This is a genomic window from Pantoea sp. Seng, from assembly GCF_009829935.1.
Classification (GTDB): Bacteria; Pseudomonadota; Gammaproteobacteria; order Enterobacterales; family Enterobacteriaceae; genus Pantoea; species Pantoea communis.
On sequence record NZ_SZZV01000005.1, the window covers coordinates 271,668 to 295,601 of the forward strand.

General features: G+C 54.9%; 23 protein-coding genes. 19 read left to right on the forward strand and 4 right to left on the reverse strand.

Going from position 1 to position 23,934, the window contains the following annotated elements; all coding sequences use genetic code 11:
• Positions 1-136 precede the first annotated feature (136 nt).
• The 3 genes from cysJ to FD737_RS07250 are packed head-to-tail and all read left to right on the forward strand — an operon-like array spanning position 137 to position 4,397.
• Positions 137-1,942 (forward strand): NADPH-dependent assimilatory sulfite reductase flavoprotein subunit, encoded by a 1,806-nt coding sequence (gene cysJ / locus FD737_RS07240; protein ID WP_160833111.1) that lies wholly within the window; start codon positions 137-139, stop codon positions 1,940-1,942.
• Positions 1,942-3,666: an assimilatory sulfite reductase (NADPH) hemoprotein subunit gene (gene cysI / locus FD737_RS07245; protein WP_058961502.1), complete on the forward strand. Its 1,725-nt coding sequence runs from the start codon at positions 1,942-1,944 to the stop codon at positions 3,664-3,666. Before cysJ ends, cysI begins: the two co-directional genes overlap by 1 nt.
• On the forward strand, positions 3,663-4,397 hold the full coding sequence (locus FD737_RS07250) for a phosphoadenylyl-sulfate reductase (protein WP_097117963.1): 735 nt from the start codon (positions 3,663-3,665) through the stop codon (positions 4,395-4,397). The genes cysI and FD737_RS07250 overlap by 4 nt, the downstream gene beginning before the upstream one ends.
• A gap of 100 nt (positions 4,398-4,497) precedes the next feature.
• Here FD737_RS07250 and FD737_RS07255 read toward each other — a convergent pair whose 3' ends face one another.
• Complete coding sequence (locus FD737_RS07255) at positions 4,498-4,782, reverse strand: YciI family protein (RefSeq protein ID WP_160833112.1); 285 nt, start codon at positions 4,780-4,782, stop codon at positions 4,498-4,500.
• Between the two features lie 9 nt (positions 4,783-4,791).
• Positions 4,792-5,811, reverse strand: coding sequence for an aminopeptidase (locus FD737_RS07260; protein ID WP_160833113.1), 1,020 nt, complete (start codon positions 5,809-5,811; stop codon positions 4,792-4,794).
• 248 nt (positions 5,812-6,059) lie between these two features.
• Between FD737_RS07260 and cysG the strand changes: the two genes are divergently transcribed.
• The 13 genes from cysG to rpoS all read left to right on the forward strand — a co-directional run bounded on the left by cysG (position 6,060) and on the right by rpoS (position 17,494).
• Positions 6,060-7,475: a siroheme synthase CysG gene (cysG, locus tag FD737_RS07265; RefSeq protein WP_097117961.1), complete on the forward strand. Its 1,416-nt coding sequence runs from the start codon at positions 6,060-6,062 to the stop codon at positions 7,473-7,475.
• A gap of 9 nt (positions 7,476-7,484) precedes the next feature.
• Entirely contained in the window at positions 7,485-8,393 is a 909-nt protein-coding gene (gene cysD, locus FD737_RS07270) for a sulfate adenylyltransferase subunit CysD (RefSeq protein WP_160833114.1), read from the forward strand.
• A 10-nt stretch (positions 8,394-8,403) separates the two neighbouring features.
• Positions 8,404-9,831 (forward strand): sulfate adenylyltransferase subunit CysN, encoded by a 1,428-nt coding sequence (gene cysN / locus FD737_RS07275; protein ID WP_097117960.1) that lies wholly within the window; start codon positions 8,404-8,406, stop codon positions 9,829-9,831.
• Entirely contained in the window at positions 9,831-10,436 is a 606-nt protein-coding gene (gene cysC, locus FD737_RS07280; RefSeq protein WP_160833115.1) for an adenylyl-sulfate kinase, read from the forward strand. Before cysN ends, cysC begins: the two co-directional genes overlap by 1 nt.
• A gap of 56 nt (positions 10,437-10,492) precedes the next feature.
• Complete coding sequence (locus FD737_RS07285; RefSeq protein ID WP_058961495.1) at positions 10,493-10,813, forward strand: DUF3561 family protein; 321 nt, start codon at positions 10,493-10,495, stop codon at positions 10,811-10,813.
• A gap of 172 nt (positions 10,814-10,985) precedes the next feature.
• Positions 10,986-11,303, forward strand: coding sequence for a cell division protein FtsB (gene ftsB, locus FD737_RS07290; protein ID WP_007893240.1), 318 nt, complete (start codon positions 10,986-10,988; stop codon positions 11,301-11,303).
• 3 nt (positions 11,304-11,306) lie between these two features.
• Complete coding sequence (gene ispD / locus FD737_RS07295) at positions 11,307-12,023, forward strand: 2-C-methyl-D-erythritol 4-phosphate cytidylyltransferase (protein WP_058961494.1); 717 nt, start codon at positions 11,307-11,309, stop codon at positions 12,021-12,023.
• Positions 12,023-12,499, forward strand: coding sequence for a 2-C-methyl-D-erythritol 2,4-cyclodiphosphate synthase (ispF, locus tag FD737_RS07300; RefSeq protein WP_045816453.1), 477 nt, complete (start codon positions 12,023-12,025; stop codon positions 12,497-12,499). The genes ispD and ispF overlap by 1 nt, the downstream gene beginning before the upstream one ends.
• Positions 12,500-12,501: 2 nt before the next feature.
• Positions 12,502-13,545 (forward strand): tRNA pseudouridine(13) synthase TruD, encoded by a 1,044-nt coding sequence (gene truD / locus FD737_RS07305; RefSeq protein ID WP_160833116.1) that lies wholly within the window; start codon positions 12,502-12,504, stop codon positions 13,543-13,545.
• 217 nt (positions 13,546-13,762) lie between these two features.
• A complete protein-coding gene (surE, locus tag FD737_RS07310) occupies positions 13,763-14,524 on the forward strand; it encodes a 5'/3'-nucleotidase SurE (protein ID WP_160833128.1) in 762 nt (253 codons plus the stop codon).
• Entirely contained in the window at positions 14,518-15,144 is a 627-nt protein-coding gene (locus FD737_RS07315) for a protein-L-isoaspartate(D-aspartate) O-methyltransferase (RefSeq protein WP_058961492.1), read from the forward strand. Before surE ends, FD737_RS07315 begins: the two co-directional genes overlap by 7 nt.
• A 166-nt stretch (positions 15,145-15,310) precedes the next feature.
• Entirely contained in the window at positions 15,311-16,450 is a 1,140-nt protein-coding gene (gene nlpD / locus FD737_RS07320; RefSeq protein ID WP_097117956.1) for a murein hydrolase activator NlpD, read from the forward strand.
• 51 nt (positions 16,451-16,501) lie between these two features.
• Positions 16,502-17,494, forward strand: a complete 993-nt coding sequence (gene rpoS / locus FD737_RS07325; protein WP_034822992.1) for an RNA polymerase sigma factor RpoS — start codon at positions 16,502-16,504, stop codon at positions 17,492-17,494.
• A 112-nt stretch (positions 17,495-17,606) separates the two neighbouring features.
• Here the strand turns inward: rpoS and mutS are convergent, their stop codons facing one another.
• Positions 17,607-20,168, reverse strand: coding sequence for a DNA mismatch repair protein MutS (gene mutS / locus FD737_RS07330; protein WP_370523029.1), 2,562 nt, complete (start codon positions 20,166-20,168; stop codon positions 17,607-17,609).
• A 348-nt stretch (positions 20,169-20,516) separates the two neighbouring features.
• On the opposite strand from mutS, the gene mltB reads away from it, so the two are divergent.
• The gene (gene mltB / locus FD737_RS07335) at positions 20,517-21,599 is read left to right on the forward strand and encodes a lytic murein transglycosylase B (protein ID WP_034822196.1); all 1,083 of its coding nucleotides are present in this window, start codon (positions 20,517-20,519) and stop codon (positions 21,597-21,599) included.
• A gap of 86 nt (positions 21,600-21,685) precedes the next feature.
• Positions 21,686-22,021 carry a zinc ribbon domain-containing protein YjdM gene (locus FD737_RS07340; protein WP_034822198.1) on the forward strand — a complete coding sequence of 112 codons (336 nt, stop codon included), beginning with the start codon at positions 21,686-21,688 and terminating at the stop codon, positions 22,019-22,021.
• 35 nt (positions 22,022-22,056) lie between these two features.
• Here FD737_RS07340 and FD737_RS07345 read toward each other — a convergent pair whose 3' ends face one another.
• On the reverse strand, positions 22,057-22,944 hold the full coding sequence (locus FD737_RS07345; protein ID WP_160833118.1) for a dihydrodipicolinate synthase family protein: 888 nt from the start codon (positions 22,942-22,944) through the stop codon (positions 22,057-22,059).
• 167 nt (positions 22,945-23,111) lie between these two features.
• Here FD737_RS07345 and tam point away from each other — a divergent pair, with 167 nt between their 5' ends.
• The gene (gene tam / locus FD737_RS07350; RefSeq protein WP_160833119.1) at positions 23,112-23,888 is read left to right on the forward strand and encodes a trans-aconitate 2-methyltransferase; all 777 of its coding nucleotides are present in this window, start codon (positions 23,112-23,114) and stop codon (positions 23,886-23,888) included.
• The last annotated feature ends 46 nt before the right edge of the window (positions 23,889-23,934 follow it).

Genomic DNA, 23,934 nt, shown 5'->3' on the forward strand with positions numbered 1-23,934 from the left:
ACCCGAAAAACCACTTAGTCATTTTGGTTATTAATTATGTCGAAGGCGTATTTAATCGTTAATATACAGCCCGGTAACCTACCCACTCTTCCGCCATTTATCGGTCCGGACTTCAGACACTGGAATTTTTAACGCGATGACGACTCAGGCACCAGGTTCAATGCTCCCGCTTAATCCGGAGCAACTCGCGCGCTTACAGGCAGCGACCACGGATTTCAACACCACGCAGATGGCCTGGCTTTCCGGCTACTTCTGGGGCATGGTCAATCAGACGCCGGGCGCCGTTGCTGCACCTGCACCGGTGCAGGCCGAAGTGCCAACCATCACGCTGATTTCCGCCTCACAAACCGGTAATGCTCGTCGTCTGGCGGAACAGCTGCGCGATGATCTGCTGGCCGCCAAACTGAGCGTCAATCTGGTGAACGCCGGTGACTACAAGTTTAAGCAAATCGGTCAGGAGAAATTACTGGTTGTTGTCACTTCGACGCAAGGTGAAGGTGAGCCACCGGAAGAAGCCGTGGCGCTGCACAAATTCCTGCTGTCGAAGAAGGCGCCGAAATTTGCGACTGGCTCCGCGTTTGCGGTGTTCGGCTTGGGCGATACCTCTTACGAATTTTTCAGCAAAGCCGGTAAAGACTTTGATGAGCGTCTGGCGGAACTGGGCGCAGAACGTCTGCTGGATCGTGTTGATGCCGACGTGGAGTACAAAGAGCAGGCTACGGCCTGGCGTCAACAGCTGACCGAGATTCTAAAAGCACGCGTGCCGAGTGAATCCTCGGTGGTCGCGGCTGTGACGGCATCCGGCGTGGTGAACGATATCCACAGCAGCCCTTACACCAAAGAAGCCCCCCTGACCGCCAGCTTTGCCGCTAATCAAAAAATCACCGGTCGTGATTCCGATAAAGACGTGCGCCATATCGAAATTGATTTAGGCGAGTCTGGCCTGCGCTATCAGCCCGGCGATGCGCTGGGCGTATGGTTTGAGAACGATGCCGAACTGGTGCAGGAGTTGTTGCAATTGGTATGGCTGAAGGGCGATGAGCCGGTTGATGTTAACGGTGAAAACCTGCCGCTCGCAGAAGCCTTGCAAAAGCATTATGAGTTGACGGTGAACACGCCGCAGATCGTTGAACAGTATGCTGCGCTGTCACGCAATGATGCGCTGCTGGCGCTGTCGGGTGATAAGCCGAAATTACAGAGCTATGCGCAGAGCTTCCCGATTGTCGATATGGTGCGTCAGGCACCGACTGAACTCAATGCAGAACAGCTCACTGGCCTGTTGCGTCCTTTAACACCGCGCCTCTATTCGATTGCTTCATCGCAAGCGGAAACGGATACCGAAGTACATATTACTGTCGGTGCGGTGCGTTATGAGATTGATGGTCGTCAGCGCGGCGGCGGTGCGTCAACCTGGCTGGCGGATCGCATCGAAGAAGACGGCGAAATCCGCGTGTTTATCGAACACAACGACAACTTCCGCTTGCCGGCGAATCCGGAAACGCCAGTGATCATGGTCGGCCCAGGCACCGGTATCGCGCCGTTCCGCTCCTTTATGCAGCAGCGTGATAACGATGGCGCAGGCGGCAAAAACTGGCTGTTCTTTGGTAACCCACACTTCACCGATGATTTCCTCTATCAGGTGGAATGGCAGAAATACGTCAAAGACGGCTTGCTGACCAACATTGATTTAGCGTGGTCACGTGACCAGGCTGAGAAAATATACGTACAAGATAAAATCCGCGCCAAAGGGGCGGAAGTGTGGCGCTGGATTGAAGAGGGCGCCCACCTTTACGTCTGCGGCGACGCTAATCGCATGGCGAAAGACGTTGAGCAGGCATTACTGGATGTGGTGGTCGAACACGGCGGCATGGATCGTGAAACGGCTGACGAATTTTTAAGTGAGCTGCGCATTGAGCGCCGTTATCAGCGAGACGTTTACTAATGAGCGAAAAACATCCTGGACCGCTGGTCGTTGAAGGCAAGCTGACCGACGCCGAGCGTCTGAAAAAACAGAGTAACTACCTGCGCGGCACCATTCTCGAGGATCTCGATGATGGCCTGACCGGCGGCTTCACTGGCGATAATTTCCTGTTGATCCGTTTCCACGGCATGTACCAGCAGGACGACCGCGATATTCGTGCGGAGCGGGCGGCGCAGAAACTGGAACCGCGCCACGCGATGATGCTGCGTTGCCGTCTGCCGGGCGGGATTATCACGCCAACGCAATGGCTGGCGATTGATAAGTTCGCCACCGATAAAACCATTTACGGCAGCATCCGTCTGACTAACCGTCAGACCTTCCAGTTCCACGGCATTCTGAAAAAGAACGTGAAGCCGACGCACCAGATGCTGCATGAAGTGGGTCTCGACGCGCTGGCCACCGCCAACGACGTGAACCGAAACGTGCTGTGCACTTCGAATCCAGTCGAGTCGGAACTGCATCAGGAAGCCTACGAGTGGGCGAAAAAGCTCTCCGAGCACCTGCTGCCGCAAACCCGCGCATACGCTGAGATTTGGTGGGATAAAGAGAAGGTTGCCACAACGGATAAAGAACCAATTCTGGGCGAAACCTATCTACCGCGTAAGTTCAAAACTACCGTGGTGGTGCCACCGCATAACGATGTCGACCTGCATGCGAATGACCTGAACTTTATCGCCATTGCGGAGAACGGCAAGCTGATTGGCTTTAACCTGTTGGTTGGCGGTGGGTTGTCGATCGACCACGGTAATAAAGCGACGTATGCGCGTACTGCGAGTGAGTTTGGCTTCCTGCCGGTAGAGAAGATCCTTGATGTGGCGGCTGCGGTAGTGACTACGCAGCGCGACTGGGGTAACCGTACCGATCGTAAAAATGCCAAAACCAAATACACGCTGGAGCGTGTTGGCGTCGAAACCTTTAAAGCGGAAGTGGAAAAGCGTGCTGGCCTGACGTTTGAACCGATTCGTCCTTATGCGTTCACGACCCGTGGCGATCGCGTGGGCTGGGTGAAAGGCATTGATAAGAAATGGCACCTGACGCTGTTTATTGAAAACGGCCGTCTGCTGGATTATCCAGGCCGTCCGTTGAAACGCGGCATCGCTGAAATTGCCAAAATCCACCAAGGCGATTTCCGTCTCACCGCAAACCAGAATCTGATCGTGGCGGGCGTGCCGGAGAAGCAAAAAGCGCAGATCGAAGCTATCGCCCGTGAACACGGTTTGATGGAAGCGGTGACGCCACAGCGTGAAAACTCCATGGCCTGCGTGGCCTTCCCAACCTGCCCATTAGCGATGGCCGAAGCCGAGCGCTTTCTGCCTTCGTTTGTCACCAAGGTTGAAGAGATCATGCATAAGCATGGCGTCGGTGAAGAGCACATCGTGCTACGCGTTACCGGTTGCCCAAACGGCTGTGGCCGTGCTTTGCTGGCGGAGTTAGGTCTGGTGGGTAAAGCACCAGGCCGCTACAACTTACACATTGGCGGCAACCGCATGGGTACGCGCATTCCGCGTATGTACCGCGAGAACATCAACGAAGGCGAAATTCTGGCCAGCATCGACGAATTAGTGGCGCGCTGGGCAACCGAGCGCCAGGCCGATGAAGGCTTCGGTGACTTCGTGATTCGCGCTGGCATCATCAAAGCCGTGGTGGATCCCGCCCGTGATTTTTGGGACTCGGAGGCAGTATGACGGTACTTGATCTCGCAGCACTGAATAGTGGCAGCAAAGTCGATCGCATCATGGCACTGGCCGAAAGCAACGTGCAGCTGGAGAAACTCTCCGCTGAGCAACGCGTGAGCTGGGCGCTGGAAAACATGCCAGGCGCGTTTGTGCTGTCATCCAGCTTTGGTATTCAGGCGGCGGTTCTGCTGCATATGGTGACGCAGCAGAAACCGGATACGCCGGTGATCCTGACCGATACCGGCTATCTGTTCCCGGAAACTTATCGCTTTATTGATGAGCTGACCGAGAAGCTCAATCTCAATCTGCAAATCTTCCGTGCTGAGACCTCTCCAGCATGGCAGGAAGCTCGCTACGGCAAGCTGTGGGAGCAGGGCGTCGAAGGGATTGAGCAGTACAACCAAATCAACAAGGTCGAACCGATGAATCGCGCGCTGCAAACCCTGGGTGCGCAGACCTGGTTTGCGGGTCTACGCCGTGACCAGTCAGGCAGCCGCGCCAGTTTGCCTGTGCTGGCGGTACAGCGCGGTGTGTTCAAGATTCTGCCGATCATTGACTGGGATAACCGTCAGGTGCACCAGTACCTGAAACAACATGGCCTCAAGTATCATCCGCTGTGGGATGAGGGCTATTTGTCAGTGGGCGATACGCACACCACCAAAAAGTGGGAACCGGGCATGGCAGAAGAAGAGACACGCTTCTTTGGCCTGAAGCGCGAGTGTGGATTGCACGAAGGTTGATGCATCAATAAAAGGGTAGCGGCGTGATTTATCGCGCCTTCCTGCAGCGCATCTAACGCTGACAGGTGCACGATAAATCGTGCCGCGATCCAATTGTCCTTTAAATCCCTTTTAACCCTTCAAACGCCTCCGCTGCACGCGTCACGTTCACTTTGGTCACGTCATAATGCGCCACCGCGACAAAGGGATCTTCCGCGAGGATAGTATCCAAACGGGCGCGATCCATCTCCTTCACCAGCACCATACCGCCAGTGCGCGGATCTTTACGGCCTGCGGCAATGAAGTCACCGCTGTCAAAGTAACGATCCAGCCACTCAATGTGTGGCGCCAGCAGCACATCGGCTTCTTCTGCCGGACGGAAATAGTTGAGATACACCACGTACATCGCAAATCCTTAAGTTGTTGGGTTAGCCAGCTCAGTGACCAGCGGCAGTAAGATCTTTACGCTATCACGCGTGCGTTGCGTAATCCGGCCCGGTAGCCAGCGATCCAGATAATTGAGGTTATCGCGGTCCGTCTGGTGGCGTACGTTGCCCTCCGGGAAGTGGCTGCTGTGCGCCCGCTGCTGCTGTCCATCTTTATTACCCAGCGCCCAGTTGGCGGCGGTGACATCCAGCAGCGGCATGCCGGCTTTATCAAACGGATTCACGCCCGGATAGTCACGGGCTGTCAGCGTGTGGCTGGCGGCGGAAATACCGTAGCGATGCGCGAGCTGCACGGCGCGCGCGCTGGTCTGCTTGCGTACCGCTGAGGGCGTATTGGCACCACTGTTAAAATAGAGGTGATCGCCGACGATCAGACTGTTGAGATCAATCACCAGCAGCGTGTTCTTTTTCTCCTGCGCACTCATCCGCGACAGGTAGTCATCCATCCCTTGCAGCCCGGCTTCACCAGCGCTAAGCGCGACAAAGCGCACGCCATAATGCAGTGGGGTTTTACTCAGCTGTTGCGCCAGTTCCAGCATCACACCCAGACCGGACGCATTGTCGTCCACACCTTGTAAACGCAGGCCGCCCAGATTGTTATCCGCTTCATGACGGCTGAGTGGCGTCCAGGTGTCGAGATGCGTGACGATCAGGATCTCTTGCGGCACCGCGCCGGCCCGCGCGGCAATGACCGAGGTGGCGGATACCTTGCGCGGGCGCGTCTCACCCTTGCGCTCTAACCAGTTGTAGCTGGTATTGAACTGGCGGGTATTACTCTTGTAACCCAGCTCGGTGAATTGCTGTTGCAGATAATCGGCCGTCATCAGCTCAGCAGGGCTGCCGCTCATACGGCCGGGAAAATAGGTGGCGATGTGGCGCAGCTGCTGTTCGGCAAAATGCCCCGGCGCATAGATTGCGGCTTGGGCAAAGAAAGGCAAACCGCCCGCGATCAGTGCAGCCAGCACGGTGCGGCGGAGGGTGGCAAACATAGTTAAGGTCCTTTTGTGACATCCCGTCAGGCTAAAAAAATTCTGGATTAGTATGAAACTGTGACCGCGATTGCACAATTTGAATTGCTCCGAAACACCAGCAATATCATCTGTTAAGCACAAATTGTTATCAGCAATCCTGGGGCGTTATTCCATTCGGTAACTACTAATGCCAATTCGTAATTTCATCTGTCAGAAGGTGGGAAAGTATAGTCGCGTTAACTTATTGTAAAACTAACAAGGTTAACGTGGATTATCTGCCTCTCTTTGCCGATCTCAAAAACCGTCCAGTGCTGGTTGTTGGCGGTGGTGAAATCGCGGCGCGTAAAATCGAACTGCTGCGTCGTGCCGGTGCGCGCGTGCGGGTAGCTGCGCGCGACCTTGGCCATGAGTTGCAGGCGCTGCTGGAAATCGACGCCATCGAGTGGATTGCACATCACTTCGATCCGGTTCAGCTGGATGGCGTCTTTTTAGTCATCGCTGCCACTGACGATAACGCGCTCAATGCGCAAGTCTTTGACGCCGCCAATGCCCGCCACAAGCTGGTCAACGTTGTCGACGATCAGCCCAAGTGCAGTTTTATCTTCCCCTCTATTGTCGACCGCTCCCCCTTGGTGGTGGCGATCTCCTCTAGTGGTACGGCGCCAGTGCTGGCCCGCTTATTACGTGAAAAAATTGAGTCGCTGTTACCTGCCAACCTCGGTCAGATGGCTGAAGTGGCAGGACAGTGGCGTGACAAAGTTAAACAGCGCTATCACAGCATGTCGGAACGTCGTCGTTTTTGGGAGCGGGCATTTAACGGTTTGTTCGCCAGCCAGATGTCAGCCGGTAACGTCAATGAGGCCCGCCGCACGCTGGATCGCGAGTTAGAGAACAGCAGCGACAATCAGGGTGAAATCACCCTGGTGGGTGCCGGTCCGGGTGACAGCGGTTTACTGACGCTGCGCGGCCTGCAGGTGATGCAGCTGGCGGATGTGGTGCTGTATGACCATCTGGTGAGTGACGAAGTGCTGGAGCTGGTGCGCCGTGATGCTGACCGCATCTGCGTCGGTAAACGTGCTGGAGCACACTCCGTATCCCAGGAAGAGACCAATGCGATGCTGGTTGAGCTGGCGCAGCAGGGTAAACGCGTGGTGCGTCTGAAAGGCGGCGATCCGTTCATCTTCGGTCGCGGCGGCGAAGAGCTGCAGGCGGCGAAAGCGGCGGGCATTCCTTTCCAGGTGGTGCCGGGCATTACTGCGGCAGCGGGAGCCACTGCTTATGCCGGGATTCCGTTAACCCATCGCGATCACGCGCAGAGCGTGCTGTTTGTTACCGGCCACTTACGCAGTGATAGCGAGGGCATTGACTGGCCGACGCTGGCGCGTGCGCGTCAGACCTTAGCGATTTATATGGGCACGTTGAAAGCGGCAGAAATTGCGGCGGGCCTTATCAAACATGGACGCGCGGCATCAACGCCGGTAGCCGTCATTGGCTGCGGCACGCGTCAGAATCAACAAGTGCTGACCGGTACCTTAGATCAGCTTGAGGCGCTGGCGGTTGCCGCGCCCACACCGGCCCTGATTGTGGTGGGTGAAGTGGTGAATTTGCACGGGCAATTAGCCTGGTTCCAACATTCGGCACAGCAGGGGGCTCGTGAGTCCGCCGTTGTCAATTTGGCTTGAGGAAAAATTATGGACCAAAATCATCTTACTCATCTGCGCCAGCTGGAGGCAGAGAGTATCCATATCATCCGCGAGGTGGCGGCCGAGTTCAGCAATCCGGTGATGATGTACTCCATCGGTAAAGACTCCTCGGTAATGCTGCATCTGGCGCGTAAAGCCTTCTATCCTGGCACGCTGCCATTTCCGCTGCTGCACGTTGATACCGGCTGGAAATTCCGTGAAATGTACGAGTTTCGCGATCGCACCGTGAAAAACATGGGCGCGGAACTGCTGGTTCACCGCAACCCGGAAGGCGTGGCGATGGGCATCAATCCGTTTGTCCACGGTAGCGCCAAACACACCGACATCATGAAAACCGAGGGCCTGAAGCAGGCGCTGAATAAGTACGGGTTTGATGCCGCTTTCGGTGGTGCGCGTCGTGACGAAGAGAAGTCACGCGCCAAAGAGCGTATTTACTCGTTCCGTGACCGTTTCCATCGTTGGGATCCGAAAAATCAGCGTCCAGAGCTGTGGCACAACTACAACGGCCAGATCAACAAAGGCGAAAGCATCCGCGTGTTCCCGCTCTCCAACTGGACCGAGCTGGATATCTGGCAGTACATCTTCCTGGAAAACATCGAGATCGTTCCGCTGTACCTTGCGGCACCGCGTCCGGTGCTGGAGCGTGATGGCATGCTGATGATGATTGATGACGATCGCATTGATCTGCAGCCTGGCGAAGTGATCAAACAGCGCATGGTGCGTTTCCGTACCCTCGGCTGCTGGCCGCTGACCGGTGCGGTGGAATCCGAAGCGCAAACGCTGCCGGAAATTATTGAAGAGATGCTGGTCTCCACCACCAGTGAACGCCAGGGCCGTTTGATTGACCGCGACCAGGCCGGTTCGATGGAAATGAAGAAACGTCAGGGTTATTTCTAAGGAGACGCAGATGAACACCGTAATTGCACAACAGATTGCCGATCAGGGCGGCGTAGAAGCCTGGCTGACCGCGCAACAACACAAAAGCCTGCTGCGTTTCCTGACCTGCGGTAGCGTCGACGACGGCAAAAGTACGCTGATTGGTCGCCTGCTGCACGATACCCGTCAGATTTATGAAGATCAGCTCTCTTCGCTGCACAACGACAGCAAGCGTCATGGCACCCAGGGCGAGAAACTCGATCTGGCGCTGCTGGTGGATGGCTTGCAGGCCGAGCGTGAGCAGGGCATCACCATCGACGTGGCATATCGCTACTTCTCCACCGAGAAGCGCAAATTTATCATCGCCGACACGCCGGGACACGAGCAGTACACCCGCAACATGGCGACCGGCGCATCCACTTGTGATCTGGCGATTCTGCTGATCGATGCGCGTAAAGGCGTGCTGGACCAGACGCGTCGTCACAGCTTTATCTCTACGCTGCTGGGTATCAAACACCTGGTGGTCGCCATCAACAAGATGGATCTGGTGGAGTATAAACAGGAGACGTTTGAACAGATCAAACAGTCTTACCTCGATTTTGCTGGCCAGCTCCCTGAAGATCTGGATATTCGCTTTGTGCCGATGTCTGCGCTGGAAGGCGATAACGTGGCGACGCCAAGTGTGACCATGCCATGGTACAGCGGCCCTACGCTGCTCGACGTGCTGGAAACCGTGGAACTGAACCGCGTGGTGGATCATCAGCCGATGCGCTTCCCGGTGCAGTATGTGAACCGTCCAAACCTCGATTTCCGTGGTTATGCCGGTACGCTGGCCTCTGGTGCGGTGCAGGTCGGACAGCGCGTGAAAGTATTGCCTTCAGGCGTCGAGTCTTCGGTTTCACGTATCGTCACTTTCGATGGCGATCTGCAGGAAGCAGCAGCGGGTGAAGCGATTACGCTGGTGCTGAAAGATGAGATCGACATCAGCCGTGGCGACCTACTGGTCGATGCCGCTGCAGAATTGCAGGCAGTGCAATCTGCCACCGTGGATGTGGTGTGGATGGCAGAACAGCCACTGCAGCCGGGTCAGAGCTATGAAGTGAAGATCGCCGGTAAGAAAGCGCGTGGCCGCGTGGAAAAGATCATTCATCAGGTGGAGATCAACACGCTGGAGAAACTTGCGGTGGAAAGTCTGCCGCTGAACGGCATCGGCTTAGTCGAGATCACGTTTGATGAGCCGATGGTACTGGATGCCTATCAGCAGAACCCGGTGACCGGTGGCATGATCTTTATCGATCGTCTGAGCAATGTCACAGTCGGTGCGGGAATGATCAATCAGCCACTGAGTGATGTGCGTGGGCAGGCTGGCCAGTTCAGTGAATTCGAACTGGAGTTGAATGCGCTGGTGCGTCGTCACTTCCCTCACTGGAATGCGCGCGACCTGCTGGGTGGCAAGTAATGGCACAACACGACGAAAACGTGGTGTGGCACGATCATCCGGTAACGCGTGAAGAGCGAGAACAGCAGCACGGCCATCAGGGCGTGGTGCTGTGGTTTACCGGGCTATCAGGCTCGGGTAAATCCACCGTAGCGGGTGCAGTGGAGCAGGCGCTGCATCGCGCGGGCGTCAGCACCTATCTGCTGGATGGTGACAACGTGCGTCACGGCCTGTGCCGTGACCTCGGCTTCAGCGATGACGATCGCAAAGAGAACATCCGGCGCGTGGGAGAAGTGGCGAAACTGATGGTGGATGCCGGTTTAGTGGTATTAACTGCCTTTATTTCGCCGCATCGCACGGAGCGTCAGATGGTGCGTGATTTGCTCGGCACCGGGCAATTTGTCGAAGTGTTTGTCGATACGCCGCTGGCCGTGTGTGAAGCGCGTGACCCCAAAGGTTTGTATAAAAAAGCGCGTGCCGGTGAGCTGCGCAATTTTACCGGTATCGACAGTGTTTATGAGGCGCCAGACGCGCCGGAAATTCACTTAGATGGCGAACAATTAGTTACAAACTTGACCGCCCAATTGTTAGACCTCCTGCGTCACCGCGATATCATCAGATCCTGAACCGACAGCGGCAAATCTCGATTGGTTTGCCGCTTTTTAGCGTCAACAGGATCTCTATGCAGAACGTTACCCCCATGCTGGCACGCAAAGATGAACGCACCCCAGATGAGTCCCGCTCATCACTGCCGGGCGGCGTGATTGGCTTTCTCTCGTACTGGTGCGCGCTGGCGATTCCGTTCATGCTCTACGGTTCCAACACGCTATTCTTCTTCCTCTACACCTGGCCGTTCTTTTTGGCGCTGCTACCGGTATCGGTGCTGATTGGTATCGTACTGAGCTTAATGATTCGCGGACGCCTGTTCTGGAGTGGGGTGATCACCGCTATCGTGGTGGTGTGCCTGTTCTGGCTGCTGTTCTCATTTCTCTCGGGTTGGTAGTCCGATCCTGATGTGCAAACGCATCGGCAGGTTACAAAACTTTACCTGCCGTCCCGCTTTTAGCCTTGCCGTTTTTTTGTACAGACAATCGTCTGCTGCTGGCATTTTCGCTGTCGCTGTGGAGTCCTGTGCGAAGTTATGGGATGATTAGGCCGTTTTTCAGGGGGCGGGGATGGGAAAACTGACGTTACTGTTGCTCGTGCTGCTGGGATGGCTCCAATATTCCTTGTGGCTGGGTAAGAACGGTATTCATGACTATACGCGCGTCAATGAAGACGTCGCGTCGCAACAGGCGAATAACGCCAAACTCAAAGCACGTAACGATCAGTTGTTTGCCGAAATTGATGACCTCAATGGCGGTTCAGAAGCAATTGAGGAACGTGCACGTAATGAACTGGGTATGATTAAGCCCGGTGAGACTTTCTATCGTCTGGTGCCAGACCAGAATAAACGTAACGCGCAACAAGCTGCGCAAAATCAACAACGATAAACCATGAACAACCTCTCTTCCCTTGCGGATGTGATTGCCGTGGTGCCTGCCGCAGGCGTGGGCAGCCGTATGCAGGCTGCCTGCCCAAAACAGTATCTGACCATTGGTCAATTTACCCTTCTTGAACACAGCGTTGCGCGCTTGCTGGCTCATCCAGCCGTTAAACAAGTGATCGTGCCCATCAGTCCTGATGATGGCTGGTTTGATTCGCTGCCATTGGCGCAGGATTCACGCGTACTGCGCGTGACAGGTGGCGATACGCGTGCTGAGTCGGTGCTGGCAGGTTTGCAGGCGATTAAGCATAGCGAATGGGTACTGGTGCACGATGCCGCGCGGCCATGCTTGCACCCGGATGATCTGGCACGCCTGCTGGCAGTTCGTGAGCACAGCAAAGTGGGTGCGATTCTGGCGGCACCGGTGCGTGATACCATGAAGCGTGCTGAACCTCGCAAAACGGCGATTGCGCATACCGTTGAACGCGAAGATCTCTGGCACGCACTCACGCCACAATTTTTCCCGCATCAACTGCTGACGGCGTGTTTAACGCGTGCACTCCATGAAGGCGCTACCATTACCGATGAAGCGTCGGCGTTGGAATACTGCGGCTATCATCCAGAGCTCGTCAGCGGACGCAGCGACAATATTAAGGTGACGCGGCCAGAAGATCTGGCGCTGGCGGCCTTCTATCTCACCCAGATTCAGTTAAAGGAGAGCGCATGATGCGTATCGGTCACGGTTTTGACGTTCACGCTTTTGGCGGCGAAGGTCCGTTAGTGATTGGCGGGGTGCGTATTCCCTTCGAACACGGTTTTATTGCCCATTCAGATGGCGATGTGGCACTGCATGCATTAACGGATGCGCTGCTGGGCGCGGTGGCGATGGGCGATATCGGCAAGCTATTCCCGGACACCGATCCCGCCTTCAAAGGGGCGGACAGCCGTGGCTTGCTGCGTGAAGCCTGGCGTCGTATTCAGCAGAAAGGTTATCGCATTGGTAATGTCGACGTGACCATCATCGCGCAAGCGCCGAAAATGCTGCCGCATGTGCCGCAGATGCGCGTCAACATCGCTGAAGATCTCGGTTGCCATATGGATGATGTCAACGTCAAAGCGACCACGACTGAGAAGCTTGGCTTTACCGGCCGTGGCGAAGGCATTGCCTGTGAAGCCGTGGCGCTGCTGGTGAAGGCCGATTAAGTATGAGTGAACTGCTTTACCTGCACGGCGTTCCGAGCGCCACCGGCGTGATCAAGGCCAATCCCGAAGATTTCGTGGTGATTGAAGACCTCGGCTATCCCTATGATGGCGAAGGCGAGCAGGTGCTGGTGCGCATCCGCAAGATAGGCTGCAATACACGCTTTGTCGCCGAAGCTATCGCGAAATTCCTCGGCGTGCATCAACGTGATATGAGCTATGCCGGGATGAAAGACCGCCATGCGGCGACTGAGCAGACGCTGTGTTTCCGCGTGCCGGGTAACGCGATGCCGAATTTGGCCGGTTTCCAGCTGGAAGGCGTGGAAATTCTGCAGGTGATCCGCCATAAGCGCAAATTGCGCACTGGCGCGCTGGCAGGTAATGCGTTCCGTTTGGTTGTGCGTCAGATTTCGGATCGCGCAGAAGTGGATGCGCGCTTGCAGCAAATCCAGCAAAACGGCGTGCCTAACTACTTTGGTGAACAACGCTTTGGCCGCGGCGGTAATAACCTGACGCAGGCAAAACTGTGGGCTGAAGAGAAATTCCGCCCGCGCGATCGCAGCATGAAAGGTATTTTGCTGTCTGCTGCGCGCAGCCAACTGTTTAATCAGGTCACCAGTGCGCGTTTGCAGCGTGATGGCGTGTTGGATCAGGTACAAGCGGGTGATGCACTGCAGCTGGCCGGTCGCGGCAGTTGGTTTGTGGCGCAGGCGGAAGAGCTGGCGGAATTGCAGCAGCGTGTGAATCATCATGAACTGCGCATCACCGCGCCGCTTGCCGGGCGAGGTGATCTGGGCCCCCGGGGGGACGCGCTGGCCTTTGAGCAGGCTAATCTGGCACCTGCTGCGGATTTGCTGGCGCTGCTGGAGCGTGAGCGCGTTGATGCGGCACGCCGCGCCATGCTGGTGGTGCCAAAAGATCTGCGCTGGAACTGGTGGGATGACGTCACGCTAGAGATGCAGTTCTGGCTGCCAGCCGGGAGTTTCGCCACCAGCGTGGTGCGCGAACTGCTGAGTAACGGTGCCGCTGCGCCTATCAGCGATGAATAACCCCACTTTACCCGGCCTCAACGCCGGGTAAATATCTGCTCCGACTGCATAATGTTGCGGCAAACGCCGGAAGTTCCGTGATTTACGCCTACCACTTCCCGCGCCTCACCGCTAGAATGCAAACATCTTCGTCTCGCCAAATCCTGTTTTTGCGGCACCCCAACAGCGGATGCCAGGCGAGTTGAGGACCCGTTGAATGAACAAAGGTCAGGAACAGATGCGGATATTGCTCAGCAACGACGATGGAATTCATGCCCCCGGCATTCAGACGCTGGCTCGCGCACTGCGTGAGTTTGCGGAGGTGCAGGTTGTCGCGCCCGATCGCAATCGAAGTGGCGCATCAAATTCTCTGACGTTAGAAACCCCGCTGCGTACTTTTACCCATGAGAATGGTGACATCGCTGTACAGATGGGCACGCCGACGGATTGCGTGTTTCTTGGGGTTAACAAACTGATGCAGCCGCGTCCGGACATTGTGGTTTCAGGCATCAACGCTGGCCCCAATCTGGGTGATGACGTGATCTACTCTGGCACCGTGGCTGCCGCGATGGAAGGGCGCCATCTTGGACTGCCCGCGCTGGCGGTTTCACTCAACGGTCATCAACACTATGCCACCGCTGCGGCAGTGACCTGCGCGCTGCTGCGTGCGTTGTCCCGCGCACCGCTGCGCACCGGGCGTATCCTGAACATCAATGTGCCTGATTTACCGCTAGCGGAAATCAAAGGTTTCCGTGTGACGCGTTGTGGCAGCCGCCATCCGGCCGATCAGGTGATTTGCACGGAAGATCCGCGCGGCCATACCCTGTACTGGATTGGCCCGCCGGGGGACAAACTGGATGCGGGCCCCGACACCGATTTCGCTGCGGTAGATGCAGGTTACGTGTCGCTGACGGCATTGCATGTCGATCTTACGGCACATGCGGCGCAGGAAGTATTAAGCGACTGGTTGATCGAGGCTGAGGTAAATCTCGCATGGTGAACCGGCGCATCGAAACGCTGTTAGAGCAACTGCGTGCGCAGGGTATTCACGATGAGCACCTGTTAAAAGCCATCGCTGATGTCCCGCGTGAACGCTTTATCGATGAGGCGTTTGAGCATAAAGCCTGGGAAAACGTTGCGCTGCCGATTGGCAGTGGGCAGACAATTTCACAGCCCTACATGGTAGCGCGGATGACCGCGTTACTTGAACTGAACCCGGAATCGCGCGTGCTGGAAATCGGCACCGGTTCAGGCTATCAGACCGCTATTCTGGCCCATCTGGTCAATCACGTTTATTCCGTTGAACGCATAAAAGGGTTGCAATGGCAGGCTAAGCGCCGCCTGAAACAACTCGACCTGCACAATATTTCGACTCGCCATGGTGACGGTTGGCAAGGCTGGGCAGCACGTGGCCCGTTTGATGCCATCATTGTCACCGCTGCACCCCCTGAAATTCCGACTGCGCTGATAGCGCAATTAGGTGAGGGTGGCAAAATGGTGCTGCCAGTCGGCGAAGATCAGCAGGTTTTAAAGCGTTTACGTCGTCAGGGTGGTGAATTAATTGAAGAAATCATCGAACCCGTCCGCTTTGTGCCGTTAGTTCAGGGCGATCTGGCCTGAGCCATTGCTACGTAAATCTTCACAACTGTTACATGGCATGGCGCAGTTGATATTGTTACTATCCTTGTTAATCAATGTGAAAGACCGTATTCCGCCTGTTGCGCAGTGAATCATGCGGTCACAACCACGACACAGTTACATCCAGGATTGCCATAACGGGGGATCAATGAGCACGGGAAGCACAGTATTTCAATTACGCCGTTTGGCGGCACTCTCACTGGTAGGTTTTTGGCTGGCGGGCTGTAGCTCAGGCGACAACACGCAAGCTCCGATTAGCCAGATTGGCGGCGGTGGCGACAGCGGTATGATGTCCTCTGGCGGCGGCATGACCTCCTCACCGAGCAGCGGTGGCATGCTCTCATCGCAGAACAGTACCGTACCAGCCATGCCACACGGCGGAATGTTAAGCGGCGGTACACCATCAGCTGCACCCTCCGGGGGAATGGTTAGTGGCAATAATAATGTTGTCACGCAAAATGGTCGTATCGTGTACAACCGTAATTATGGGAATATTCCTAAAGGTAGTTACGGTGGTGAGACTTACACCGTTAAACGTGGAGATACCCTGTTCTACATTGCCTGGATTACCGGCAATGACTTCCGCGATCTGGCGCAACGCAATAACGTCCCGGCCCCGTATGGCCTGGAAGCGGGGCAAGTCCTGCAGGTTGGCAACGGTAATGGCCAGACCATCACCGGTGGCAATGCGATAACCGCAGCGGATGCGACACAGGGCGGCGTGCCGGTGGCATCCAACCAAACGCAAATTAAATCGGCCCCTGTTGCACAGCAACCTGTTATTACGTATTCTGATGATTCGGGTTCGACAGGCGGTAAAATGCTGCCGTCGAAAGGGGCAAATAATGTGGCAACGACCACAGCTCCGGTTACCGTACCGCCTACAGTCAGCAGCACGACTAACAGCACAACCCCAGTGGGAAGCTGGCGTTGGCCGACTGATGGGAAGATCATCGATAACTTCTCCGCTGCGGAAGGCGGAAACAAAGGGATCGATATCGCCGGTTCGCGTGGACAACCTGTTGTCGCCACTGCTTCAGGAAGGGTGGTATACGCAGGCAACGCGCTCCGTGGGTACGGTAATTTAATCATCATCAAACACAATGATGATTATCTGAGTGCTTACGCCCATAACGATTCCATGCTGGTCCGGGAACAACAGGAAGTTAAGGCGGGGCAAAAAATCGCTACCATGGGTAGTACCGGAACCAGTTCGGTTAGATTACATTTTGAAATTCGTTACAAGGGGAAATCCGTAAACCCGTTGCGTTATTTACCGCAGCGATAATCCGGCAGAACCTTAGGTGTTCTGCCCTTGGATCACGGGTAGGAGCCGCTTATGAACCAGAATACGCTGAAAGTTAACGAGTTACATGAAGATGCGGAATTCGAGGAGAACGGAGCTGAGGTTTTTGATGAGAAGGCTCTCGTTGAGAACGAACCTGGTGATAACGAAGTAGCTGAAGAAGAGCTGTTGTCACAGGGTGCGACGCAACGCGTTTTGGATGCGACGCAGCTTTACCTTGGTGAGATCGGTTACTCTCCACTACTGACAGCGGAAGAAGAAGTGTTCTTCGCTCGTCGTGCACTACGTGGTGACATTCCTTCTCGCCGCCGCATGATTGAAAGTAATTTACGCCTGGTGGTGAAAATTGCCCGTCGTTATAGCAATCGTGGTCTGGCACTGCTGGATCTGATTGAAGAGGGTAATCTCGGCCTGATTCGTGCCGTGGAGAAGTTTGACCCAGAACGTGGGTTCCGTTTCTCAACCTATGCCACCTGGTGGATTCGTCAGACTATTGAACGGGCGATCATGAATCAAACCCGTACTATTCGTCTGCCGATCCACATCGTTAAAGAGTTGAATGTTTATCTGCGTACCGCGCGCGAACTTTCGCATAAGCTTGACCATGAGCCGAGTGCTGAAGAGATTGCCGAGCAGTTAGACAAGCCGGTTGATGATGTAAGCCGTATGCTGCGTCTCAACGAGCGTATTACCTCGGTTGACACACCGCTGGGTGGAGATTCCGAAAAAGCGCTGCTGGATATCCTGGCCGATGAAAAAGACAACGGCCCGGAAGACACCACGCAGGACGATGATATGAAACAAAGCATCGTTAAGTGGTTGTTTGAATTGAATGCCAAGCAGCGTGAAGTGCTGGCGCGTCGTTTCGGCCTGTTAGGCTATGAAGCGGCAACGCTGGAAGATGTGGGGCGTGAGATCGGGTTGACCCGTGAGCGCGTCCGTCAGATTCAGGTTGAAGGTCTGCGCCGTCTGCGTGAAATCCTGCAGACTCAGGGCCTCAACATTGAAGCACTGTTTCGCGAATAAGCCGTAATCGGCAATAAAAAACGGTGACCCTTGGGTCACCGTTTTTTTATGTGCGTTATCAGGCCGTTACGCTAATGAGCAACGTCATTACCCGCCGCTCATTAAAATTGAACTAGACCAATGTTTTAAGGCGGTAAATCCACTCCAGCGCCTGTTTTGGCGTGAGACTATCAGGGTCCAACGCTTCCAGTGCGTCTACGGCTGGCGATGTTTCTGCCACCAGCAGCTGCATTTGCGATCCTTCTACAGTGGATGCCGCAGAACTGCCGGAGAGCGCTTCCAGCTCTTTCAGCTTGTTGCGCGCACGTTTGATCACGTCTTTCGGCACACCCGCTAATGCAGCAACTGCTAAACCATAGCTTTTGCTGGCTGCACCATCTTGTACGCTGTGCATAAATGCAATGGTATCGCCATGCTCCATGGCATCAAGATGCACATTCACTACGCCTTCCATTTTTTCCGGCAGGGTCGTAAGTTCGAAGTAGTGGGTGGCAAACAGTGTCATCGCTTTGATGCGGTTTGCCAGGCTCTCCGCACAAGCCCATGCCAGCGACAGCCCATCGTAGGTCGATGTGCCGCGACCGATTTCATCCATCAACACCAGGCTGTTCTCCGTGGCGTTGTGCAAGATATTGGCCGTTTCGGTCATTTCAACCATAAAGGTTGAGCGCCCTGAAGCCAGGTCATCAGCCGCACCGACACGAGTGAAAATGCGATCGATAGGACCAATCACGGTTTCTTCGGCTGGCACATAGCTGCCGATCCACGCCATTAGCGCAATCAACGCAGTCTGACGCATGTAGGTACTTTTACCGCCCATATTCGGACCGGTGATGATCAACATGCGGCGCTGATTTGACAGCGATAGCGGGTTAGCAATAAACGGTTCTTTCAGAACCTGCTCCACGACAGGGTGGCGACCCGCAGTGATGCGGATAGCGGCTTTTTCCTGCAGTACCGGGCGGCAGTAATTCAGCGTCCAGGCACGTTCTGCCAGGTTAGCCAACACATCCAGTTCAGCCAGCGCCGCGGCACTGATCTGCAGTGCTTCAAGATGTGGCAGCAACTGATCGAGTAACGCTTCGTACAGGCCTTTTTCCAGCGCCAGCGCTTTGCCTTTTGAGGTCAGTACTTTGTCTTCATACTCTTTCAATTCAGGAATGATGTAGCGCTCGGCGTTCTTCAGCGTCTGACGGCGTACATAGTGAATCGGCACCAGGTGGCTTTGGCCGCGGCTGACCTGGATGTAGTAACCATGAATTGCGTTAAAACCCACCTTTAAAGTATCCAGCCCTAGCTTCTCTCGTTCGCGAATTTCCAGGCGGTCGAGATAATCAGTGGCACCGTCGGCCAGCGCACGCCATTCATCTAATTCAGCGTTATAGCCGGGCGCAATCACACCCCCGTCACGCACCAGCACGGGAGGGGATTCAATGACGGCTAGTTCCAGCAGCTCGCGTAGTTCAGTAAATTCACCCATCTGCGAACGCAGATTGACCAGTTGAGTCGCCTCGACACCTTCCAGCTGATGGTTTAATTCCGGCAACTGCTGGAAGGCATGCCGCATGCGAGCTAAATCACGCGGGCGCGCGGTGCGCAGTGCCAGACGCGCCAGGATGCGTTCCAAATCGCCCACCTGGCGCAGTACTGGCTGTAATGCTTCACTCAGAGATTGCAGTTCGGCAATCGATTCCTGGCGACGACTGATGGTGGTGACATCGCGCAGCGGCATATGCAGCCAGCGCTTCAGCATACGGCTGCCCATCGGGGTAACGGTTTTATCCAACACTGCCGCCAGGGTATTTTCGGTGCCCCCGGCCAGGTTTTGCGTGATTTCCAGGTTGCGGCGAGTGGCTGCATCCATGATGACGCTGTCCTGCTGGCGCTCCATACTTAACGAGCGAATATGTGGCAGGGAGGTGCGTTGGGTGTCCTTAACATATTGAAGCAGGCAACCTGCGGCGCGCAGTGCCAGATGTGCCTGTTCAACACCAAAGCCGCTAAGATCACGCGTGCCGAATTGCAGGTTTAACTGCTGGCGTGCGGTGTCGATTTCATATTCCCATAGCGGACGACGGCGCAGACCACGACGCTGATCGATCAGCGCCATGGCCTGGAAATCTTCGGGATAGAGCAGTTCAGCAGGATTAGTGCGTTGGAGTTCTGCCGCCATGGTCTCCTGGTCGACAGGTTCGCTCAGGCGAAAACGCCCCGAGCTGATATCGAGGGTGGCATAACCAAACCCGCGCTGGCTCTGGAAGATGGCCGCCAGTAAGTTGTCCTGACGCTCCTGCAGCAGCGCTTCATCACTGATGGTGCCTGGTGTCACAATGCGCACGACTTTACGCTCAACCGGTCCTTTGCTCAGTGCCGGGTCGCCAATCTGTTCGCAGATCGCCACGGATTCACCGAGCTGGACCAGTTTTGCCAGATAACCTTCAACAGCATGATAGGGCACGCCCGCCATCGGGATGGGTTCACCCGCTGACGCGCCGCGTTTCGTGAGTGAAATCTCCAGCAGTTGTGAGGCTCGCCTGGCGTCGTCGTAGAACAGCTCGTAAAAATCGCCCATGCGATAAAACAGCAGGATTTCGGGATGGTCAGCCTTCAGGCGCAGGTATTGCTGCATCATGGGCGTGTGGCCAGTAAAGTCCATTTGCGCTGCTCCTTTCATCTCGTTTTCGCTCAAAATTCACTCGTTCAATCATGGCTGCCCGATATGAGCAGGCCAGTGTGGTGCGTTATCTCACAGACGGATAACCAAGGCGCAGATATTAACATTTTGCCCTGCGCGCATCATCCGGCTGCAATGGATTCTGGCTGCCGACCTTAACAAATTGCGATAAGCAGTAAAAAGTAAAATTGGGCGATAAAGATAAAGTGTGGAGCTGTTCCGCAAATTTTCGCTGCAACCCACTGAAACCAGGGAATAGCGGCGTAAATTTAAGATATTGCTCTGTATCCCGCTTTGATGAACGATTACCATGTTGGCTTCCGGTTTCATCTGGCTTATGGATATCTAATGCGTTTTAAGGTTGCTTTTCTTCCACTTATCGCCTTGCTTGCTGCCTGCAGCAGTAAGCCTGCAACCCAGCAGCAAACCGCCGTTGTGCCTGCACCAAAAGGTGGTTTTTTACTGGAACCTTCACACGCCGTTCAGCCGATGTTTGGTGATTTCGCAGGGAATCCAGCGGCTGAGCAGTTTATTGATCAAATGGTGGCAAAACACGGTTTTAACCGTGATCAACTGCACGCCGTGATTGGCCAGGCGAAGCGTCTTGATTACGTGCTGCGCCTGATGGATCAACAAGCACCAAGCTACACGCCTCCGACGGGGCCAAACGGCGCCTGGATCCGCTACCGTAATAAATTCATCACGCCAGATAATGTGCAAAATGGTGTGGCGTTCTGGGATCAATATCAGGACGCGCTGCAACGCGCTCAGCAGGTTTATGGTGTGCCGCCGGAGATCATTGTCGGAATCATTGGTGTGGAAACACGCTGGGGTCGGGTGATGGGCAAAACGCGTCTGCTGGATGCGCTGGCCACCTTATCCTTTAGCTATCCTCGTCGCGCGGCCTACTTCAGCGGCGAACTGGAAACCTTCCTGCTGATGGCGCGCACTGAACAGGATGATCCGCTGGATCTGCGCGGTTCCTTTGCGGGTGCAATGGGGTACGGCCAGTTTATGCCGTCTTCCTATAAAGAGTATGCGGTCGACTTCAATGGTGATGGCCACATTAACCTGTGGGATCCTGTGGATGCGATTGGTAGCGTAGCAAATTACTTTAAAGAGCACGGCTGGCGGGCAGGGCAGAATGTTGCCGTACCGGCAAGCGGGCAGGCTCCTGCACTGGAAAATGGGTTTAAAACGCTTTATCCGGTGAATACGCTGATGGCGAGTGGCCTGACGCCGCAAGGATCGCTGGATGGTAATAACCAGGCGAGTCTGCTGCGCCTTGATCTTGGCACCAGTTATCAATATTGGTATGGCCTGCCTAACTTCTATGTCATCACGCGTTATAACCACAGCACACACTATGCCATGGCGGTATGGCAATTGGGTCAGGCAGTGGCGAAAGCGCGTCAGGGCAACATGCTTTAATGCTGTCCTTATAAAGAGTGAGGGTATAAGATGGCGCCCCTTTTGCGGTGCCATCTTCACCGCCTTTCGACTTCTGAGGAATGCTCATGACAACATTACCTGCTTGCCCTGTGTGCCAGGCTGATTATACCTGGCAGGATGGTGAGAACCTGAACTGCCCATCTTGTGGCCATATCTGGTCACCGAGTGCTGATGCAGCATCGGATGGTTTGGTGGTGCGGGATGCCAATGGCAATCTGCTGGCTGATGGGGACAGCGTTACCGTAGTCAAAGATCTCAAGGTGAAAGGCAGTTCTTCAACCCTGAAGATTGGCACCAAAGTGAAAAGCATTCGTCTGGTTGAAGGCGACCACAACATTGATTGCAAAATCGATGGTTTTGGCCCGATGAAACTCAAATCTGAGTTTGTTAAAAAGAACTGAGAACGGGACGGCTGCCCGGCCGTCCCTTAATGTGATCACATCAGCAAACGATCCAGCTCTGCGCACTGCTCAACCGTGAGTTCACCGCCATAATTACGTGAATGGCTGCTCATAGAATCATATTTGCGCGCCACTGCGGTTTTGATGGTCGTGACAAAGTCATCGCCGATGGTGTAAATCGCCATCAGCTTACCAATACGCTGTTGAATTTGTGCCAACTGCGCTAACTCTCCCGCTCGCCATGCGTGCATCGCCTCGGCAAACAACTCCGGCACTATGTTGTTTAAGCCGGAAATCACCCCGGCACCGCCGGCCAGCAAATTAGGCAGAAGATATTCGTCATACCCTGAAAGCACGGTGAAATCAGTGCGAACCTTTTTGGTTTCTTCAATCAGGGCCCGATTGTGTGAAAGACAATCCATGGTGTCTTTAATGCCGATAAACTGCGGCAGTTCAGCGGCTAATTCTGCTACCAATGCCGGCGTTAAATCGCAACCGGTACGCGCCGGAAAGTTGTAGGCAAACCACTTGCCGCCTAACTGTTTATCCAGTGCTTTAAAGTAGCTCAACAGCTGTTTCTGCGTTTGCCCATAGTAGTAGGGCGGCAAAACCATCACGGCGTCATAACCGTTTTGCCAGGCGGCTTCAGCGAGCTGCAACATGTCGGGAACGCAGGTACTTGAGATATTCGCGACCATGGTCAGTGGCGAAAGCTGACGAGCTTCGCGAATCAGCATCAGCCGTTCCTGTTGGGTCAGCGAAGCAAACTCCCCGATACTGCCCATCAGCAACAGCGTATCAATCCCCGAGGCGTTCAGGCGCGCAAAGTGGCGGCCCAGCGCATCAATGTCGAGCTTATTATCTTGATCGAAAGGGGTAACTGAAGGACACCAGACGCCGGTTAATTCAGGTTGTGAAGCCATAACGCGATCCTCGTTTTTTAAAAATGAAACATTGTTTTAACTTAGTGCTCGTGACTGACATTAACCAGTGACAGAGGGTAAAAAGGTGAGACATCGCACTTTTCTCTTCGCTTAGCGATTGAGAAAACAGGTAGTGTGATGCTCTTCAGCCAGACAGGAGCGTTGCCATGCAAGACTGGAATCCACAGCTGTATCGTCAATTTGAATCGGAACGCACGCGCCCTGCGCGTGAACTGTTAGAACGTATTCCTCTTACCGACGTGCATTTCGCGACTGACCTCGGATGCGGTCCCGGCAACAGCACTAAGCTGCTGGCGCAAGCGTGGCCAGGCGCGGTGATTACAGGCATCGATAGCTCTGCAGCCATGCTGGAACAAGCGCAAGAGCGGTTACCTGCCTGCACTTTTCTGCAGGCGGATATTCGTACCTGGCAGGCGAGCCAGCCACAGCAGGTCATCTATGCGAATGCTTCGCTGCAGTGGTTAACCGATCACTACACGCTGCTGCCGCATTTGGTTGAACAGCTGGATATCGGTGGCGCTCTGGCGATACAGATGCCGGACAATCTTGAAGAAGCCTCTCACAGCTTGATGCGTAAGGTTGCGTCTAGTGAACGCTGGCAGGCACATATCTCGCCACAGGCCGCGGATCGCAAACGCCTGCTGAGCACGGAACAATATTATGATTTGCTGAGTGATGCTGGCTGTCAGGTGGACATCTGGCGTACCACGTACTATCACCCGATGGCCGATGCGCAGGCCATCATTACCTGGCTCCGTGCCACGGGCTTGCGTCCTTTCCTCGCTGGATTGACCGAACAGCAACAAGCGGATTTTCTGCATGACTATCATCAGGCATTAATGCCGGCTTATCCCCCACGCACCAACGGCCAGGTTTTGTTAGCTTTCCCACGCTTATTCATGGTGGCAGTGAGAACGCGTTAAAATTGCTGGAAGCGGTTGCGCAAATTGGTGCGGCAGAGGTTGAAAA

Excerpts from the sequence above, each read along its gene's own strand:
- cysJ (WP_160833111.1), top strand. The coding sequence starts at position 137 with ATGACGACTCAGGCACCAGGTTCAATGCTCCCGCTTAATCCGGAGCAA.
- cysI (WP_058961502.1), top strand. The coding sequence starts at position 1,942 with ATGAGCGAAAAACATCCTGGACCGCTGGTCGTTGAAGGCAAGCTGACC.
- FD737_RS07250 (WP_097117963.1), top strand. The coding sequence starts at position 3,663 with ATGACGGTACTTGATCTCGCAGCACTGAATAGTGGCAGCAAAGTCGAT.
- FD737_RS07255 (WP_160833112.1), bottom strand. The coding sequence starts at position 4,782 with ATGTACGTGGTGTATCTCAACTATTTCCGTCCGGCAGAAGAAGCCGAT.
- FD737_RS07260 (WP_160833113.1), bottom strand. The coding sequence starts at position 5,811 with ATGTTTGCCACCCTCCGCCGCACCGTGCTGGCTGCACTGATCGCGGGC.
- cysD (WP_160833114.1), top strand. The coding sequence starts at position 7,485 with ATGGACCAAAATCATCTTACTCATCTGCGCCAGCTGGAGGCAGAGAGT.
- cysN (WP_097117960.1), top strand. The coding sequence starts at position 8,404 with ATGAACACCGTAATTGCACAACAGATTGCCGATCAGGGCGGCGTAGAA.
- cysC (WP_160833115.1), top strand. The coding sequence starts at position 9,831 with ATGGCACAACACGACGAAAACGTGGTGTGGCACGATCATCCGGTAACG.
- FD737_RS07285 (WP_058961495.1), top strand. The coding sequence starts at position 10,493 with ATGCAGAACGTTACCCCCATGCTGGCACGCAAAGATGAACGCACCCCA.
- ftsB (WP_007893240.1), top strand. The coding sequence starts at position 10,986 with ATGGGAAAACTGACGTTACTGTTGCTCGTGCTGCTGGGATGGCTCCAA.
- ispD (WP_058961494.1), top strand. The coding sequence starts at position 11,307 with ATGAACAACCTCTCTTCCCTTGCGGATGTGATTGCCGTGGTGCCTGCC.
- ispF (WP_045816453.1), top strand. The coding sequence starts at position 12,023 with ATGCGTATCGGTCACGGTTTTGACGTTCACGCTTTTGGCGGCGAAGGT.
- truD (WP_160833116.1), top strand. The coding sequence starts at position 12,502 with ATGAGTGAACTGCTTTACCTGCACGGCGTTCCGAGCGCCACCGGCGTG.
- surE (WP_160833128.1), top strand. The coding sequence starts at position 13,763 with ATGCGGATATTGCTCAGCAACGACGATGGAATTCATGCCCCCGGCATT.
- FD737_RS07315 (WP_058961492.1), top strand. The coding sequence starts at position 14,518 with ATGGTGAACCGGCGCATCGAAACGCTGTTAGAGCAACTGCGTGCGCAG.
- nlpD (WP_097117956.1), top strand. The coding sequence starts at position 15,311 with ATGAGCACGGGAAGCACAGTATTTCAATTACGCCGTTTGGCGGCACTC.
- rpoS (WP_034822992.1), top strand. The coding sequence starts at position 16,502 with ATGAACCAGAATACGCTGAAAGTTAACGAGTTACATGAAGATGCGGAA.
- mutS (WP_370523029.1), bottom strand. The coding sequence starts at position 20,168 with ATGAAAGGAGCAGCGCAAATGGACTTTACTGGCCACACGCCCATGATG.
- mltB (WP_034822196.1), top strand. The coding sequence starts at position 20,517 with ATGCGTTTTAAGGTTGCTTTTCTTCCACTTATCGCCTTGCTTGCTGCC.
- FD737_RS07340 (WP_034822198.1), top strand. The coding sequence starts at position 21,686 with ATGACAACATTACCTGCTTGCCCTGTGTGCCAGGCTGATTATACCTGG.
- FD737_RS07345 (WP_160833118.1), bottom strand. The coding sequence starts at position 22,944 with ATGGCTTCACAACCTGAATTAACCGGCGTCTGGTGTCCTTCAGTTACC.
- tam (WP_160833119.1), top strand. The coding sequence starts at position 23,112 with ATGCAAGACTGGAATCCACAGCTGTATCGTCAATTTGAATCGGAACGC.